Origin of the sequence: Synechococcus sp. A18-25c, assembly GCF_014280035.1 — a bacterium.
GTDB lineage: Bacteria > Cyanobacteriota > Cyanobacteriia > PCC-6307 > Cyanobiaceae > Synechococcus_C.
Map to the genome: position 1 here is coordinate 2,376,100 of NZ_CP047957.1, position 14,846 is coordinate 2,390,945.

The window sequence follows — 14,846 nt, forward strand, 5'->3', positions numbered from 1 at the left end:
TGTTGCTGCGCTTGTTCGCCTGACCATGACCCTGGATCTCAACGATCCCGAACTCGAGTTCTCCGATCTGGTGTACGCCTATCAGAGCTGGGTGATGGCGATCATCAACGACGAGAAGCTCGAGGGCGAGGACATTCTTCTCACCGATGAGATCGCTGAAGACGCTCTCAATGCAATGCGCTTCCTTCCCGGGGAGGTCACAAGCGCCATCGAAACCTCACTCGCACGCGTTTACGACGTGGATGCTGATGAGCTGGCTGCTTTGCTCTTCCCCGAAGACTGAGCTCACGCGCGAAACTGCACACGAGCTGCCATCGCCGCATGGGCTGGACCATCGACGACATGCCTGACCAACGGGGGCGAATCGCCCTTGTGACAGGAGCCAACAGTGGACTGGGCCTGGAGACAACCCTGGCCCTGCTCAAAGCTGGTGCCACGGTGTTGATGGCCTGCCGAAGCCGCCGGAAAGGGGAAGCAGCCCGCTCTCAATTGCTGGAACTGGGCTCCTCTGGCATTGACCTACTCCATCTGGATCTCGCAGACCTGGCCAACGTGGACGCCTGCAGCGACGAGGTGAAATCGCGTTACGGTCGGCTGGATTTGCTGATCAACAACGCGGGGGTCATGGCACCTCCGCGCTTGCTGAGCCAACAGGGGCATGAGATGCAATGGGCTGTCAATCACCTCGGACACTTCGCGCTCACCAACGCCCTGTTGCCCCTGATGGAGGGCCGAGAGCAAGCGAGGGTGGTGACAGTCACGTCTGGGGCGCAGTATTTCGGCACGATTGGCTGGGATGACCTCAACGGTGAACGCCGCTACGACCGCTGGAAGGCTTACTGCCAGAGCAAACTTGCCAATGTGATGTTCGCGATCCAGCTGAACGAACGCCTGGAACAACGCGGGAGCTGCGTTCGCTCTCTGGCTGCCCATCCAGGACTCGCCAGAACAAATCTGCAACCCATGTCGGTGGCGGCGTCAGGTGCTTGGCAGGAAGCGATGGCCTATCGCCTCATGGATCCGTTGTTCCAGAGCGCTGCACAAGGTGCCTTACCTCAGTTGCATGCAGCGACAAGCCCCTCGGCGAAGGGAGGCGAGCACTACGGACCCGGACAGTTCGGCGGCATGCGTGGCGCTCCCAAACAACAACCCATCGCACCCAGCGCACGCAAGGCACAGGATCGCGAACGCCTTTGGCAAATCAGCGAAACGCTGATTGGAACCCGCAGCACTGCGGCCTGAGATGACCATGGAGCAGCAAGGATCCACAGCCACCCAGCGTCAACAGCTGCTGCTGAACGAGCTGCGGCGCAGTGACAATGAGATGAGCGGGCAACAACTGCATCGGCAGCTGGAAGGCCGCCCCGGAGCGATGGGCCTGGCAACCGTTTACCGAAACCTGCGCAAGCTTCAACAATGCGGGAAGGTGAGGTGTCGACATTTGCCAAACGGCGAAGCGTTGTATGCACCGGTGGATCGCGACGAGCACCATCTCACCTGTGTGAACTGCGGATCCACGCAAACACTTGAGCACTGCCCCATCCATGGCATTCGCGTGAACGCGCCGGAAACGAGCAATTTTCAACTGCTCTTTCACACCCTTGAATTTTTTGGACTGTGCGATGCCTGCCGCCAGGATCGCTAAAGCACACACCCACCGGGGAAGCCAGAACACCACAACCGAGAAGCAGAACGAGACAAAACCGAGAAGCGTGAGATTAGATACGACATGGATTGCGCTTGATGGGCCATGACTAGGGGAACTTCCACCTCTCCCCGATGGCTTCTCAACCTGAACTGATCGCGCTGACACCACGAGGCTCCTCCATCCACAAACTTGAAAGCGGCGGATACAAAGCCTGCGATCAAGAGCACCACTGCCATTTCACCAACAGCCTTTACCGAGCCGAAGAAGTGGTTCGCGAGATGGAACAGGGTTACGACTACCCCTACGCAACGAGCTTTCATGAAATCGCGCACTGAAGACGCTGCTGCGAATTGATTTCTGCAGACAACCGTGCCCGCACGCTGGCTTCAAAGAGACTGCGGGCAACCGATATTGGCCGAGCGGCAGAGCGTTTTTGCCATGAAGGCAAGATTCAGCAGAGATTGGCAGGCAAGCCATTCATGAACGACTGTTGCATTAACGCAACAAGCCACTGGTTAAAGAAGGCATTCGCAGCCAACGGCGGCTGGCTACTGCGAAACAGAGAAGCCATGCATTGACCCGAATCTTGCCAGTGATGTAACTGATGCTATTTGGCGAATAAAAGCTGCATCCAACCATCCGGTCGATGAAGAGCTAACAATGAAGAACTCCGCCTCAGCGGCTTTGCTGCAGAAGAGCCCGACGCCTCACTCGGTCGGCTCGCCCCGCCGCCAGAACAAGCAACAACCAAATCACCAACAAACCGAAAACGATGAGCGTTTTCATGTTCAGAAACAAGACGCCTAAACCTTAAACATTCATCTGAAAAGGCAGGTTGAGATCATTTCAACATCTGACTAAGACCGGGTAATCACAGCGACCACGCCAGCCCACAAGTCGGTAGTCCAGAAGACCAAACCAGTGGTCATGCGCAGATAAAATAAGCTCACATGAGCACAAAACAATGTCCAAGGCTTCCAAGCTCATTAAAGCAATCGATGAGGCGTTGAACCGGTTTGACACCTTTGGCGACGACCCAGATGCTTTTGTGATCAACCTCATTCTTGAGCTTGAAGTGGAGATTGAAGAGGTTTTAAATAATGGAAAACCCAAACAATTTCAAGCCATCTATGTTGAGCGTGACCGCGCAAGTATCAAAGAAAAAATTCTGAACCACGTGATGGCGCAAAACCATCCATCGAGCTAGTCATCTCTTAGGCCACCATATTTACCTGAACGAGAAGTGAGCTGGGTGCACGAGCCTCGACTCAACGTCAAATCAAAGTTCTCTAAAAAGTAGGCAAGGGAGGTTGACTGAGCATCCTTCTCATCGCCAGCGAGCATGACTTAAGCCAACGACGAACCCTCATTTAGGAGGCGAGACAGTTGGCACGTGGCCATAGAGCTTAACCCTGTGTTGACGTTGGTTTTCGAGGACCCTGCATCCCCGAAAGAGACCCAAATCAGGAACAAGTGGGCACATGTTGGAAAGCAGTTGTCCGCATCAACTCAGCCACCGTTGCAGGCAGCAGCTCCAGATTCGATGGATCATGCGGGCAAGCGAGCTGCACCGATGTCAGGGCTCGAACCAACCATGGTGGTCTGCACCTGCCTGATCAAGCCAATTAAATCTAGATTGCAAACAACAGCTTCAATGCGTTGCGGCATCGCTTAGCAAGCCGCTGGGTGGCAGGTGAGGTTCGGCCAAGAAGTCTTGTCGTGACAGATAGGTGATCCTGGGATCGAACCAGTGACAATCTCCTTGTAAGAGAGGTGTCTGCTCTAGTTAGAGACTGAGTTCTCAGCGATTTCGAAGGGTGCTGTGCGCAAATGTGTGCGCAAATGTGACCCATGGCCATATCTTTGCGTGCGCACAGTCCAGATCTCGACCAGCAGATCCCGCTGCAGGTGAAACAGGCACCGCCCCATCGCGGTGGTGGCCTGCCCCAGGTCGTGCTCTCCGATCAGGGCTACGCATCGGGCCAGGTCGAGATGATCACCCCAATGGTTCGGCATGCCGTAGCAGCTGCGGCGCTCAGTCTGATCAGGGTGCTCGCCAGACTCACCGGCATGCCCAACAAGGACCGCCCCCTCGTTGATCGTCATCCGCCCAAGCCTGGCGGAGAGGGCTGGCTGGTGAACGCTCAGGAGCAGCTTGTGGTGCAGTTCAAACCCGACAACCCATCGCCTCATGCGGAGTGGGTGTCAGTACGGACCTACAGCTGGGTGCCACCACATCCACCAGTGCCGCAGACACGCAGGCGGATGCTCAGGCATAACGCCATTGATACGTGGAAGGAGATGCAGAAAACAGGCTGGCAACGGTGCTCAGCACAAGTGCGCTAATTGATATTTAATGCGGGCGATCGTGCCAGGTATTGACTGCTGATTGATGGGGTTAGTCAGACGATTGAAGCAATAAATAGCTCATGTCAACACAGGGGAAGAGGCTTTATTGAGGGCGTAGGCTTAATACACACCGCCCCAGTATTCACAATCACTGGTCCTCTATGGTCAAAACACCGACCGTAACCGCCAGCTGCACTTTCCAGCTCCTCGTCTGACAATTCTGCCGTTGCCGATTGCATTGATTGAATATCTTCTGCGGTAATTGCAAAGCCTGCGTCTTTAGCGATATCAAGAGCAGCTTCATTGGAGCGTGCTGCATTGAGCTTTACCTGAAGGCTGGTGTCACCTTGGACCTTCTCTAGAAAGGCTTTGAGTTGCTCTTCTGACATTGGAGTGACTGGAGCTACAGCCTGGTCATAGCAATGGTCGGCAGCAGTATTCAGTCCTAGTGCGTCAATGCTCAGGCAGGAATTAGCTGATCTCCAAAACAAGGTGAAGAGCCGATATTCATGCTGCCGTCCGGGCAGGTTGTTCGGAACCAAAACGCCCCGTTCACATTCCGTGCCGAATCCAAATTGATTGCTCCTGTCAGGTCCGCACGCAACAGGTCCGTATCCCTCAGGTCCGCACGCAACAGGTCCGCACCCCTCAGGTCCGCGTCCCTCAGGTCCGCACGCCTCAGGACCGCATCCCTCAGGTCCGCATCCCTCAGGTCCGCACGCAACAAGACCGCATCCCTCAGGTCCGCACGCAACAGGTCCGTATCCCTCAGGTCCGCATCCCTCAGGTATGCATCAACGAGATTTCTCCCTCTGCCATCAGGAAACCATTCAGGGCGCCATCTCACACCCCATCCTTGAGGAGTTCTCGGAAGGCTTTCGGCGCCAATGATCTCGTCGTCTTGTGCCTCTTTGCCAAAGAAGCTTTCGAGAGACCCGATCAGAGAGTCGGTGAGGGTCCCTGGCTTATCGCAATCACAATCTTCTGGTTTCTCTATTGGCGTCGTCTCCCAAAAGCGATCCAAATCGAGGTAGTCGTACCAGTTGGCATTTGCCACAACAGGCAACAGGCAATTAATAGCGATTTGATAGCAGTGTTGGATGACTGCTGAAGCCGAATGTCAGCTAACGGGCTTGGGTCTGGCTGGAAGCGGCATCGAGTGCTCAAATGCTCTGGGCTGAGCCACCAAAGAGCCACTTCAGCATGGGTCGCATGCCTGGGCAACGCCCCCATGGCTCGTCATGCGCTTCCTCTTGTCAGCAAACTGCGTCGCGATTCGTGCCACCAGCAATGGCAGCGAGAGCGACGATGTCCAGCTCGAAATCATCAAACTCATCGTCCTCATCCATCTGCTTGAGGAAGCCCTTCACCTCTTCCACGGTGAGGGTCATCCCCTTCTCTGCCGCAATCTCCACCATCCGCTTGAAGGACGCTTCAGGGTCTGAAGTGAACAGGCGATAAAGCTCTGCTTGCACCTCTGCTGGGACTGAATCGCGAAGTGCTTTGAAGTCGTCGAGGGTTGTCATGGCTCAGCAACCACTCCCTTCGCCTCGCATACCACCAGCAATGGCAGCAAGGGCAACCGCATCCAGCTCGAAATCATCGAATTCATCGTCGTCATCCATCTGCCTAAGGAAGCCACGCACCTCATCGGCGGTCACCGTCATTCCTTTCTCTGCTGCGATCTCCACCATGCGCTGGATCGAGGCATCAGGGTCTGAAGTCATCAGCTTGAACAGCTCCCCTTGCACACTCATCGGCACCGCATCACGCATTGCCTTGAACTCTTCCAGCGTTGCCATCAGGGGAATTGCAGCGTGACTCCGTTGTAGCCGTGGCGCAGCAACGGTTCAGTGACCCGCTTCAGCGCACTTGGACCCGAAGTCCTTCCTCGATGCGGTTTAAAGATGATTGCTCGGAGTGAGTGGCGAGCATGCCAATGACGGTGAAGGCGATAACCAGTGCGCAAGCCATGAGCTGAAAGGTGTGTGGTTTGGGGTCTCCCCCGTGTGTCCTCACCTTCTCGGCAATCCAAGCCTCTGCTGATGACCAGCATCAGTTCGACCTGTGATTTTGGTCACTGTTCAATCAGTGCTCTGACCCTCTGCCAGAAGCTTCGACCCTTTCTCGCGTTCCAAACGTGATGGGTTGAACAATGCGCAAACGAGCGAGCTAAGCCTTCTTTCCACAGGGAAGGGAGGCCTTCCTCTTGTGCAGTCATTGATCTCTCCAGAGCACGACAATTAGCCAAACCCACACTGCTACAGCCTCGGAATACCCCTCATCCGTTGTGATCGAGCAATCTTGTTAGCTGTGCTTGAAGCTTCAAAGCACCCACAGCATTGCTGTGTTGCTTGCTTTCGATGCTGGCCTGAATGATCTTGTCGAGCAGGGCCAGGCGTGAGCCGTGGAAGTCAGATCGTTCGACTGGGTAGTCAGCCTTGATGATCTCTCGGGCACGTTTCATGTATCGCTCTGCTATTGCCTGACTCACCCCCCATTCATCCTTCGCGTAACTGCAGACGTAACTAGATGTCTTCGCAGACGACAACAGTTTCACGACGGTGTGAACCCGACGATCAATCTCTGCTTTGTCGCTCTTTCCCATATTCATATCTTAGGTGCTGCTAATCAATGAGCCTCTCCCCACGTTTCAGCGACGTTGCAATCCGCTTCGAGGGGAATGTCCCCCAGATATTGCTTTTGCAGCCTGTGCGAGGTCATGCAGGCCAATGCAATCTCTCTGACTTGATCCACTAAATCCCTGGGAACCTCGAGGAGGATCTCGTCATGGATCAGGCCAACGATGTGAACACCGGGGAACGGATCTAAGGCAGGCCAGAGGTCACCAAAAGCAGCAGCTCCAGATCCGGCGCTTTGCGGACGAACTCCGGCAGCTGGGTGGACTTCACCGGTGCCCTCCATGGCCAAGCGCCTCAGTAGTCGGGAGGAAACCTTGAGAACGGAGCACCAGCGCCTCAGAGTGCTCATGGTGATGGAGTGGGTTTAAGCGTCGAGCTGCCCACTGGTTAGGGGATCGAGGACCATCTGGACTCTCCCCTGCAACCTCGGGGGATTGAGGGCCATCTGGACTCTCCCCCAAGGCTTTGAAAAGTGACCGACTGCTCTGCAAGCGACTGGTCTTCAGGGAAAGAAGCTGCTTGATCACAGGGCTTCCTCCTCCGCTGTGGAAGCTCACTTGCAGATTCACTTTCAATCGGGCTGATTTCGGCATCGATCACCGGTGCCACCGACAGAACGTGGCTTTGCTGATTCCCAGCTTTGCGATGACCTCGCCCTTGCGGTAACCCGCCACTAGGAGGTCAACGGCTACTCGCTGCTTCCTCGTCAGCGGCCGGAGCTTCAGATCGGGCTGGATCCTGGCCAAGCGGAGAATTATTGCGACTTGTTCGCATTAATTCTGGTTCTGCTTTTTGTTCGTGGCGGGTAGCTACAAACAGATCAATGAGGCGGCTCGATGAAAGTTTCCAGTAAATCTTTAGCGCTCTCGATCTTTGCGTCGCTGTCCGCTTTCCTGGTGCCCCAGGCTCAAGCTGGTTGTGGTCCTGCGGAAGGATTAATGCAGGTCTGTTATCGGGACCGATGTGAGGTTCAGAAGCTTGTTAGGCAATGCTCCAGCGTTGTCGCAGGTAATCACTACGAATCAGATCTAGGCTGGTTTTACGGATACTCGGAATACATCGATGGCTATGCGACTCAAATGATCGTCAGATTTCAACCTCACAATAAAATCTTGTATCAGGGCCATCCTGAAGACTCCCCCTACACATTCGATATTTGTGGAGGCCGCATGACAGGTGGGCCCTGTTCAGAGAAGCCTTGGGCTAAGTGAATCCTGATCTAGTGAGCGTCACCCCAGTTGTCCGCCACCGAGGCATCCGCATTAAGAGGAACATCACCCATGTAGGTGTCCCGCAGCCGCTGTGACGTCATGGCCTCAAGCGCCACGGGCAGTTCTTATCAGAAACTTTCGAAAGCCTTTCCACAACTGCAGAAATGAGCTGTGGGCCGGAATGGGCGATACTGGGATCGAACCAGTGACAATCTCCTTGTAAGGGAGGTGCTCTACCGCTGAGCTAATCGCCCGTCGGGCTAATTCTGCCTGATCGCGGCAATCTGGATCTGTTGTTGATCGCTGCGTCAGTGGCCTGCGGCCGTGACCATGACCGCGCCACTGCGGCTTTCTGCATTCCCATCGGGATGATCATCAGCTGGTGGCTGGGCTGGAGGACTGGGAGCATCACTGCTGTCTCATTTCTGGTGGGCGGCCTCTGGCTGTCGCCGGATCTTGACGTTCAATCCCGTGCCTTGAAGCGCTGGGGCCTGCTGGCCTGGATCTGGTGGCCCTACCGGCGGCTAGTCCCGCATCGCTCCTTGTGGTCGCATGGTCCGTTGATCGGCATGACGGTGCGCCTGGCCTGGGTCCTGCTGCTGCTGGGGCTGGCATGGACTGGACTGGCTTGGTTCCTGCAACCCACCATCCCGACACCCCTGCAGGCATGGCCAGAACTTCTTGATGCCGCACGGCAACACCCGCGCGCACTGTGGGGAACCTTGCTGGGACTAGAGGCCAGCGTGTGGCTGCACTTGCTGCTCGATGGCGACCCTTTGCCCCCTGAATGGCCCAAACGATGGCGCCGGCGTCGCCAACGGTGAGAGGGTGGCGGCAACCTTTGGCTTCACCATGGCCCACGACGTGCCAGTCCCCGAACCCACGGATCCTCTACGCCGCCTTGAAGCCGTGGTGGCTCGCCTGCGCGATCCCAATGGTGGCTGCCCGTGGGACCTGGAACAGACCCATGCATCGTTGACGCCCTACGTGCTGGAGGAAGCCCACGAGGTAGCCGACGCCATCCGCCATGGCGATGACCAGCAGCTGCGGGAAGAACTGGGGGACCTGTTGCTGCAAGTGGTGCTGCATGCCCAGATCGCCACGGAACGCCAGGCCTTCAACCTGGATGCCGTCGCCGACGCCATCAGCGAGAAACTGATCCGTCGCCATCCCCATGTGTTTGCGGATGAAACAGCAGAAGACAGCGCAGCGGTTCGCGCCAGCTGGGAAGCGATCAAAGCGCAGGAGCGGGCCCAGAGCTCGGGGGTTACCAAGTCTGCAAGCCCACTGAGCGATCAACTCGGCAGCAAAGTTCGTGGTCAGCCCGCGTTGGCCGGCGCCATGACCATTTCCAAAAAAGCAGCCAAAGCCGGCTTCGAATGCGACGACATGGCCGGAGTGTGGGAGAAGGTGCACGAGGAGCTCGATGAACTCAAGGAGGCAGTCGCATCGGGAGACCGATCCCACGCCCAGGAGGAACTGGGGGATGTGTTGTTCACGCTTGTGAATGTGGCCCGGTGGTGCGAGATCGACCCTGAAGACGGATTGGCCGGCACCAACCACCGCTTTCTTGATCGCTTTTCCAGAGTGGAAGCCGCCCTGGGTGGAGACATTCAGGGCAAAAGCATTCGCGAGCTGGAAGCCCTCTGGCAACAGGCCAAAGCGGCAATCCGCGCAGAGTCCTGAACGCAAGCATCAAATCAGCGCAGATGCGGAGAGCACCGTGATCAGGAGATCACGCCAATCGCAGCATCACTCGTGGGAGACGATCGTGCCCTCAGTGGTGCCCCACAGGTGGCGCTTGACCTGATCGGCCTGACGGATGAATGCCCGCGCCTGCTCTCGCGATGTGCAACGACGAGCACCTTCCTCCAGACGCATCAGAGCAACAAGCTCTTCAGTTGGCGAATGCCAAGGCCTTGACGGGTTTTGCTTCATCACTCCACCTCCATGACACACTTGAATTAATCCCACCTTAACCAAAACTTCCACCCTTCTTAGTAATGGCTAATCGTCCAAAGAGGGGCGGCCCTGTCGACGTCGCTTGAGCTCGCTACGGCGACCTTTGGCATCCAGCCGTCGTTTCACAGCACCGCGTCCAGGACGGGTGGGTTTGCGTTTGGGCGGTGGTGATTTCAAGCCCTCCCTCAGCAGATCAGCCAGACGCGCCAAGGCCCGCTGGCGGTTCTGCCACTGCGAGCGTTCCTCCGCCGCGACCACCCGCAGACAGCCGCTCTGCAGACGCGTTGCCAGTTGTTCCCGCAACAGCCGTTGCCGAAACGGGCCAAGCGCCTTGGACTGCTCCAGATCGAAAAGCAGCTCAACGCGGGAGTCAGTGGTATTCACCCCCTGCCCGCCTGGACCAGAAGCCCGTGAGAACCGCCACTGCAGCTCAGCCGCAGGAATCACCAGCCGGTCATTGATGTGGAGATCTTGAACCATGACAACGCTCCGGCCGTTCTCCTAGCGGAAGAGATTCATGCCCAGCAGCTGCTGCTTGGCGTTGGGCGTCTGCAGATGCTCAGGAAGCCGCAGATCAATGGCATCCCAGATCGGCACCTCCAGATACGCAGCCAGGGTTCGGGCATCGTCACGAATGGCATGAAGCGAGCCGTGGTCCGTCACATTCAGCCGCCGGCCATCGCGACACACCAAATTGAGTTCAAAGCTGTCGTAAGAGCTTTTGTGGCCACGCACAAACTCCCGCAGCAACTGCAGGGCATGCACCTCCCGCAACGGCGTCGCGCGATCCCGCTGCACAAACACTCCCTTGGATTGATCGAAGCAAACCTGCTGACGACGGAGGTGCCAAAAGAACAATCCCCCCATCCCTGAAAACACCAGTGGCGCCAACGCCATCAGCGGAGCCTGAGCGACTGAGGGCGTGAACAACAGATGGCTGACGCTAACGACAACACCGAACAGCACGAATGCGCCACATCCAAACGTCACCAGCGGCGTGACCACAAAAGTCAGCGTCGAATCCATCAAGCCCTTACGCAGCTGCGCACGATGGGTGCAGACATTGGTACCGCCGCGCACCAGCGGTGTCCAATCGACCTGCAAGGCCAAGGGATCGTCAAAGCAGGCAGGATCCAGCAGCTCCCGCTTGTCTGCGAACACCGACAAGGCCGATTGGATCCAGCCCATAGAAGCTCTGCAGGGATGGGTCCAGTCTGCTCCGAACAACAAGCGCCGAACAGCAGCCGCCGATCAACAGAGCAGGTGAACCGACGCTGGTCTTAGCTGGAGGAGAACCCAAGCGTCCAGCCATGACCCAACCATCTCCAGCCGCGACAGGCTGGATTGATGAACCCCACCAGGGGGTGCGCTACGGCCTCGAGGGTCGCGTGCTGGTGGAAGAGCAGAGCGACTTCCAGCGCATCACCGTGATCGAAAGCACGCGCTACGGCAAAGGGCTGCTGCTCGACGGCTGCTGGATGACGGCTGAACGACAGGAACGCCACTACCACGAATCCCTGGTGCACCCGGCCCTCTGTGGTGCGGAAGGCATCGCCAAAGTGCTGGTGATCGGAGGTGGCGATGGCGGCACCGCACGCGAATGCCTGCGACACCCCGGTGTGCAACACCTCGACATGGTGGAGATCGACGGGCGAGTTGTGGCGCTCAGTCAGGAACATCTGAGCTCAATCGGCGGCGGCTGCTGGAACGACCCCCGCTTTCACCTCACCGTGGGCGACGGGATCGCCTGGGCCGCAGCCGCACCAGATGCCAGCTACGACGTGGTGATCGTGGACGGCTCTGACCCAACAGGCCCCGCCGAAGGCCTCTTCAACCGGACCTTCTTCCAGCACTGCCAACGCATTCTTAGACCGGGTGGTGTGTTTGCCACGCAGAGCGAATCACCGGAGGCCTTTCGGCACGTGCATATCGACCTGGTGCGACTGCTGCGGGAGGTGTTTGACCATGCCGATCCTCTCTATGGATGGGTTCCGATGTATCCCAGCGGTTGGTGGAGCTGGACCTTCGCTGCTCAGGGACAACCCCGCTACCGGCAAGCTGATCCCGCCCGTGTCGCAGCCATTGCAGCGGACTGCAAGATCTGGAGCCCCCGGTGGCAGTCGGGCGCCTTTGAAGCCATGCCCGTGTTCATGGAGCGGGAGCTGAAGCCATGACGGACGAGCTCAATAGCCTGTTTGACCAGGAGGGCGCCATCTTTATGGGAGCGCGGCGCGAACCAAAGAACTGCCAGGTCGGACTTTTTGGGGTGCCCTATGACGGCACCACATCATTCCGTCCTGGCACCCGCTTCGGGCCTGCCGCCGTGCGGGAGGTGAGCACAGGACTCGAGACCTATTGCCCGCAACTGGACCGTGACCTCGAAGCCATGGCCTACGCGGACCTGGGCGCTGTGGAGATTCCCTTTGGAGCACCGGACCCAGTCGTGGACACCGTGAGAAGAGCCACCGCCTTCATCCTCAGCCAGGACCTCAAACCGCTGATGCTGGGAGGGGAACACTCAATCACGTCCGGAGCCGTCGCTGCCGTTGCAACCCATCACGCCGATCTGGTGATGGTGCAGCTGGATGCCCATGCCGATCTGCGCGATGAATGGCTGGGGGCCCAGCACAGCCATGCCTGCGCCATGCGCCGCTGCCTGGAGGTGCTGCCCAGCCAAACGCTGCTGCAAATCGCCATTCGCAGTGGCACCAAGCAGGAGTTTTCAGAACTGACCTCCAGTGGGCGGTTCACCCCCTTCGAGCAGATCGCGCAACGACTCCATCCCCTCCGCGGCCAACCCCTCTATCTCACCGTGGATCTCGACTGGTTTGATCCAGCGGTGATGCCTGGAACGGGGACGCCCGAACCAGGGGGCTATCTCTGGCAGCACTTTGCGGAACTGGTCGATGAACTAAAACACCACAAGCTCGTTGGAGCGGATGTGGTGGAGCTGGCGCCTCAGCTCGACCCCAGCGGCATCAGCAGTGTGTTGGCGGCCAAGGTGACGCGAACCTTGCTGCTCCTGCTTGGTCAATAGAAATGTGTTGCATCCAGACGCTGCTCACGAAGACGACGGTGCTGAGTACTCAACAACGTCAGAACAAGCGTGGGATGCGAGTGGATCAGCTCAAGAAAACTCTTGCGGTCCAAACGCAACGCATGCACCGGTGTGATGGCCTTGGCAGTGCGGCTGTGACGCGCATTGTCCGCCACCAGATCCTCATAGAAAAACACCTCTCCGTCTTGATAGCGGAGGCGATCACGGCCATCAGAAGTCAACTCCACCAGGCCGCGCTGAATGGCGTACAGCGCATTCGCCGTCTCGCCGCGAGCAAACAGGATGCTTCCTGTGGGCAGCAACAGCTGATCCACGTTGCGATGTTCAGCGATCAGCTGGACGGCGGTCGGCATGGACGTCTGGGCCGGCAACGCAAGAAACCAAAGAACCACCTCATTGTTGCCAACGCGTCAACGCTCTGATGTGTTCAGAACAACGAGGTCAGGGGTTACAACAACCGAGCGGGTTCAGCCTGGGAATGAACAGATTCCACTGGATCGCCGAGATCCAACTGCCGGTCACCACCAAGTAAGGCCTGATCGGTCGCTACCAGCGGAGGTAGCGCCGGTGAGCGGGGCATCCAGTGATGGCAAAAGAGAGCCCGTGCGAGCTCAGGGTGCACCTGCAAACGCCGCAGGCGACACCATCCGCCCGCCATCGCTGATGACGAGGCTACGCAGTGAAGGCAAGAGTGGCAGGAAGCCTGGGACAGAACTCTGATTTTGAGAGACTCTCAAGCTAAGAACGCTTGCCAACGTGGTCGAGACCAAAATCGCAATCTGCGGCTTTGCTTCCACTTCCAACAAAAAACTGAGAGACATTCATAGGATCCCGATCCAAGCAGACGTTCCGCCATGGGCAAACGAAAAACACCACTCCATGGCCGCTGCCTAGAAGCAGGCGCAAAAATGGTTGAGTTTGCTGGATGGGAAATGCCCATTCAGTTTGATGGGGTGATACAAGAACACAAAGCAGTCCGACAGTCCTGCGGACTGTTTGACATCTCCCATATGGGTGTCATTACTTTGCGCGGTGAGCAAGCAAAAGAAGCCCTCCAAAATTTAGTCCCGTCAGACCTCTTCAGAATTGGGGCTGGCCAAGCCTGCTACACAGTACTAACCAATGAAAAGGGTGGAATCATCGACGATTTAATCGTTTACGACAACGGTTTCAACCAAGAGAACGTTCAAGAACTCCATCTTGTGATCAACGCAGCAACGGCCCAAAAAGATATTGAATGGATTACAGATCATTCAAGGAAATACAAAGCAGACGTAGTTGACAAGAAAGGAAATGGGGTTTTACTTGCACTTCAAGGCCCTGGGAGCGAACTAAAATTAGAAGCGGTCATAAAAAAGAATCTTAAAGAACTACCGTCATTTGGACATCAGACATTCATCACTGATCATTGTGGCGAGGTGATGATCAGCAGAACTGGATACACAGGTGAGGATGGATTTGAGTTGCTCATGGGAGAAGAAGAAGGAAAACATTTCTGGGATCTATGCCAGGCATCAGAAGTCCAACTTTGTGGACTAGCCGCTCGAGACATCCTGAGGCTTGAAGCAGGGATGCATCTTTATGGCAACGACATAACAGAAGAAACAACACCGTTCGAAGCAGGGTTAGGGTGGCTTGTTCACCTAGAAATGCCAAAAGACTTTATCGGTAGAAAATGCTTAGAAGAACAAGCAGAGGGGACGATCCAACAAAAACTTATTTGTATCAAAATGGACGAAAGGGCCATACCCCGCAGGGGCTATAACATCCAAGACAGTAACGGAAACGTGGTCGGAGAAGTCACAAGCGGAGGCTGGTCACCAACATTAGAAGCTGGAATCGCGTTTGCGTGCGTGAACCAACGAGAGAGCAAATGTGGAACCAGGTTGAGCGTAGACATTAGAGGTCAACAGATCCCCTGCAAAGTTGTTAAACGACCATTTGTGAGAGGCCACAGGTTTTAAGAAAAGACAACC

General features: G+C 56.7%; 22 protein-coding genes and 1 tRNA gene. 12 read left to right on the forward strand and 11 right to left on the reverse strand.

The window, feature by feature from the left end; genetic code table 11:
- Positions 1-25 precede the first annotated feature (25 nt).
- The 7 genes from SynA1825c_RS12820 (at position 26) to SynA1825c_RS13805 (ending at position 3,994) form a co-directional block, all read left to right on the forward strand.
- Positions 26-283, forward strand: coding sequence for a hypothetical protein (locus SynA1825c_RS12820; protein ID WP_186471219.1), 258 nt, complete (start codon positions 26-28; stop codon positions 281-283).
- Between the two features lie 38 nt (positions 284-321).
- Positions 322-1,242 (forward strand): oxidoreductase, encoded by a 921-nt coding sequence (locus tag SynA1825c_RS12825; RefSeq protein WP_186469642.1) that lies wholly within the window; start codon positions 322-324, stop codon positions 1,240-1,242.
- 7 nt (positions 1,243-1,249) lie between these two features.
- A complete protein-coding gene (locus SynA1825c_RS12830) occupies positions 1,250-1,645 on the forward strand; it encodes a transcriptional repressor (protein ID WP_186469643.1) in 396 nt (131 codons plus the stop codon).
- A 134-nt stretch (positions 1,646-1,779) separates the two neighbouring features.
- On the forward strand, positions 1,780-1,983 hold the full coding sequence (locus tag SynA1825c_RS12835; RefSeq protein ID WP_186469644.1) for a hypothetical protein: 204 nt from the start codon (positions 1,780-1,782) through the stop codon (positions 1,981-1,983).
- Positions 1,984-1,998: 15 nt separating this feature from the next.
- Entirely contained in the window at positions 1,999-2,226 is a 228-nt protein-coding gene (locus tag SynA1825c_RS13560) for a hypothetical protein (protein ID WP_222930012.1), read from the forward strand.
- Positions 2,227-2,612: 386 nt separating this feature from the next.
- Complete coding sequence (locus tag SynA1825c_RS12840) at positions 2,613-2,855, forward strand: hypothetical protein (protein WP_186469645.1); 243 nt, start codon at positions 2,613-2,615, stop codon at positions 2,853-2,855.
- Between the two features lie 644 nt (positions 2,856-3,499).
- On the forward strand, positions 3,500-3,994 hold the full coding sequence (locus SynA1825c_RS13805; RefSeq protein WP_370593755.1) for a DUF1651 domain-containing protein: 495 nt from the start codon (positions 3,500-3,502) through the stop codon (positions 3,992-3,994).
- A gap of 86 nt (positions 3,995-4,080) precedes the next feature.
- Here SynA1825c_RS13805 and SynA1825c_RS12850 read toward each other — a convergent pair whose 3' ends face one another.
- From SynA1825c_RS12850 to SynA1825c_RS12880, 7 genes are all read right to left on the reverse strand, one after another.
- Complete coding sequence (locus SynA1825c_RS12850) at positions 4,081-4,386, reverse strand: Nif11-like leader peptide family natural product precursor (RefSeq protein WP_186469646.1); 306 nt, start codon at positions 4,384-4,386, stop codon at positions 4,081-4,083.
- A gap of 71 nt (positions 4,387-4,457) precedes the next feature.
- Positions 4,458-5,054, reverse strand: a complete 597-nt coding sequence (locus SynA1825c_RS12855) for a pentapeptide repeat-containing protein (RefSeq protein WP_255478499.1) — start codon at positions 5,052-5,054, stop codon at positions 4,458-4,460.
- A 199-nt stretch (positions 5,055-5,253) separates the two neighbouring features.
- Complete coding sequence (locus SynA1825c_RS12860) at positions 5,254-5,523, reverse strand: hypothetical protein (protein ID WP_186469647.1); 270 nt, start codon at positions 5,521-5,523, stop codon at positions 5,254-5,256.
- A 3-nt stretch (positions 5,524-5,526) separates the two neighbouring features.
- On the reverse strand, positions 5,527-5,799 hold the full coding sequence (locus SynA1825c_RS12865; protein WP_186469648.1) for a hypothetical protein: 273 nt from the start codon (positions 5,797-5,799) through the stop codon (positions 5,527-5,529).
- A gap of 479 nt (positions 5,800-6,278) precedes the next feature.
- Positions 6,279-6,464 carry a hypothetical protein gene (locus tag SynA1825c_RS13725; RefSeq protein ID WP_255478397.1) on the reverse strand — a complete coding sequence of 62 codons (186 nt, stop codon included), beginning with the start codon at positions 6,462-6,464 and terminating at the stop codon, positions 6,279-6,281.
- Positions 6,465-6,628: 164 nt separating this feature from the next.
- Complete coding sequence (locus tag SynA1825c_RS12875) at positions 6,629-6,988, reverse strand: hypothetical protein (protein WP_186469650.1); 360 nt, start codon at positions 6,986-6,988, stop codon at positions 6,629-6,631.
- A 1,044-nt stretch (positions 6,989-8,032) separates the two neighbouring features.
- Positions 8,033-8,104, reverse strand: a tRNA-Val gene (locus tag SynA1825c_RS12880).
- Between the two features lie 42 nt (positions 8,105-8,146).
- Between SynA1825c_RS12880 and SynA1825c_RS12885 the strand changes: the two genes are divergently transcribed.
- Together SynA1825c_RS12885 and mazG are read left to right on the forward strand one after the other, a co-directional pair.
- Positions 8,147-8,674 (forward strand): metal-binding protein, encoded by a 528-nt coding sequence (locus tag SynA1825c_RS12885; protein WP_370523163.1) that lies wholly within the window; start codon positions 8,147-8,149, stop codon positions 8,672-8,674.
- Positions 8,675-8,702: 28 nt separating this feature from the next.
- Positions 8,703-9,536 (forward strand): nucleoside triphosphate pyrophosphohydrolase, encoded by an 834-nt coding sequence (mazG, locus tag SynA1825c_RS12890; RefSeq protein WP_255478500.1) that lies wholly within the window; start codon positions 8,703-8,705, stop codon positions 9,534-9,536.
- A 321-nt stretch (positions 9,537-9,857) separates the two neighbouring features.
- Here the strand turns inward: mazG and arfB are convergent, their stop codons facing one another.
- Both arfB and SynA1825c_RS12900 read right to left on the reverse strand, forming a co-directional pair.
- Positions 9,858-10,292, reverse strand: coding sequence for an alternative ribosome rescue aminoacyl-tRNA hydrolase ArfB (arfB, locus tag SynA1825c_RS12895; RefSeq protein ID WP_186469652.1), 435 nt, complete (start codon positions 10,290-10,292; stop codon positions 9,858-9,860).
- Between the two features lie 21 nt (positions 10,293-10,313).
- Positions 10,314-11,000, reverse strand: coding sequence for a hypothetical protein (locus SynA1825c_RS12900; protein ID WP_186469653.1), 687 nt, complete (start codon positions 10,998-11,000; stop codon positions 10,314-10,316).
- A gap of 122 nt (positions 11,001-11,122) precedes the next feature.
- On the opposite strand from SynA1825c_RS12900, the gene speE reads away from it, so the two are divergent.
- Together speE and speB are read left to right on the forward strand one after the other, a co-directional pair.
- Complete coding sequence (gene speE, locus SynA1825c_RS12905; protein ID WP_186469654.1) at positions 11,123-11,986, forward strand: polyamine aminopropyltransferase; 864 nt, start codon at positions 11,123-11,125, stop codon at positions 11,984-11,986.
- Positions 11,983-12,849: an agmatinase gene (gene speB / locus SynA1825c_RS12910; protein WP_186469655.1), complete on the forward strand. Its 867-nt coding sequence runs from the start codon at positions 11,983-11,985 to the stop codon at positions 12,847-12,849. The genes speE and speB overlap by 4 nt, the downstream gene beginning before the upstream one ends.
- Here speB and SynA1825c_RS12915 read toward each other — a convergent pair.
- Both SynA1825c_RS12915 and SynA1825c_RS12920 read right to left on the reverse strand, forming a co-directional pair.
- Entirely contained in the window at positions 12,843-13,223 is a 381-nt protein-coding gene (locus SynA1825c_RS12915) for a cyclic nucleotide-binding domain-containing protein (RefSeq protein ID WP_186469656.1), read from the reverse strand. The two genes, speB and SynA1825c_RS12915, sit on opposite strands and share 7 nt — an antisense overlap.
- A gap of 95 nt (positions 13,224-13,318) precedes the next feature.
- A complete protein-coding gene (locus SynA1825c_RS12920) occupies positions 13,319-13,528 on the reverse strand; it encodes a hypothetical protein (protein ID WP_186469657.1) in 210 nt (69 codons plus the stop codon).
- Positions 13,529-13,724: 196 nt separating this feature from the next.
- On the opposite strand from SynA1825c_RS12920, the gene gcvT reads away from it, so the two are divergent.
- The gene (gene gcvT, locus SynA1825c_RS12925) at positions 13,725-14,834 is read left to right on the forward strand and encodes a glycine cleavage system aminomethyltransferase GcvT (protein ID WP_186469658.1); all 1,110 of its coding nucleotides are present in this window, start codon (positions 13,725-13,727) and stop codon (positions 14,832-14,834) included.
- Positions 14,835-14,846: the final 12 nt, after the last annotated feature.

Bases quoted from the DNA above. Each gene is read 5' to 3' on its own strand.
- SynA1825c_RS12900 (WP_186469653.1), bottom strand. From the start codon at position 11,000: ATGGGCTGGATCCAATCGGCCTTGTCGGTGTTCGCAGACAAGCGGGAG.
- gcvT (WP_186469658.1), top strand. From the start codon at position 13,725: ATGGGCAAACGAAAAACACCACTCCATGGCCGCTGCCTAGAAGCAGGC.
- SynA1825c_RS12840 (WP_186469645.1), top strand. From the start codon at position 2,613: ATGTCCAAGGCTTCCAAGCTCATTAAAGCAATCGATGAGGCGTTGAAC.
- SynA1825c_RS12920 (WP_186469657.1), bottom strand. From the start codon at position 13,528: ATGGCGGGCGGATGGTGTCGCCTGCGGCGTTTGCAGGTGCACCCTGAG.
- speE (WP_186469654.1), top strand. From the start codon at position 11,123: ATGACCCAACCATCTCCAGCCGCGACAGGCTGGATTGATGAACCCCAC.
- arfB (WP_186469652.1), bottom strand. From the start codon at position 10,292: ATGGTTCAAGATCTCCACATCAATGACCGGCTGGTGATTCCTGCGGCT.
- SynA1825c_RS12875 (WP_186469650.1), bottom strand. From the start codon at position 6,988: ATGAGCACTCTGAGGCGCTGGTGCTCCGTTCTCAAGGTTTCCTCCCGA.
- SynA1825c_RS12835 (WP_186469644.1), top strand. From the start codon at position 1,780: ATGGCTTCTCAACCTGAACTGATCGCGCTGACACCACGAGGCTCCTCC.
- mazG (WP_255478500.1), top strand. From the start codon at position 8,703: ATGGCCCACGACGTGCCAGTCCCCGAACCCACGGATCCTCTACGCCGC.
- SynA1825c_RS12860 (WP_186469647.1), bottom strand. From the start codon at position 5,523: ATGACAACCCTCGACGACTTCAAAGCACTTCGCGATTCAGTCCCAGCA.
- SynA1825c_RS12850 (WP_186469646.1), bottom strand. From the start codon at position 4,386: ATGTCAGAAGAGCAACTCAAAGCCTTTCTAGAGAAGGTCCAAGGTGAC.
- SynA1825c_RS12865 (WP_186469648.1), bottom strand. From the start codon at position 5,799: ATGGCAACGCTGGAAGAGTTCAAGGCAATGCGTGATGCGGTGCCGATG.
- SynA1825c_RS12915 (WP_186469656.1), bottom strand. From the start codon at position 13,223: ATGCCGACCGCCGTCCAGCTGATCGCTGAACATCGCAACGTGGATCAG.
- SynA1825c_RS12820 (WP_186471219.1), top strand. From the start codon at position 26: ATGACCCTGGATCTCAACGATCCCGAACTCGAGTTCTCCGATCTGGTG.
- speB (WP_186469655.1), top strand. From the start codon at position 11,983: ATGACGGACGAGCTCAATAGCCTGTTTGACCAGGAGGGCGCCATCTTT.
- SynA1825c_RS13725 (WP_255478397.1), bottom strand. From the start codon at position 6,464: ATGAAACGTGCCCGAGAGATCATCAAGGCTGACTACCCAGTCGAACGA.
- SynA1825c_RS13805 (WP_370593755.1), top strand. From the start codon at position 3,500: ATGGCCATATCTTTGCGTGCGCACAGTCCAGATCTCGACCAGCAGATC.
- SynA1825c_RS12830 (WP_186469643.1), top strand. From the start codon at position 1,250: ATGGAGCAGCAAGGATCCACAGCCACCCAGCGTCAACAGCTGCTGCTG.
- SynA1825c_RS12825 (WP_186469642.1), top strand. From the start codon at position 322: ATGGGCTGGACCATCGACGACATGCCTGACCAACGGGGGCGAATCGCC.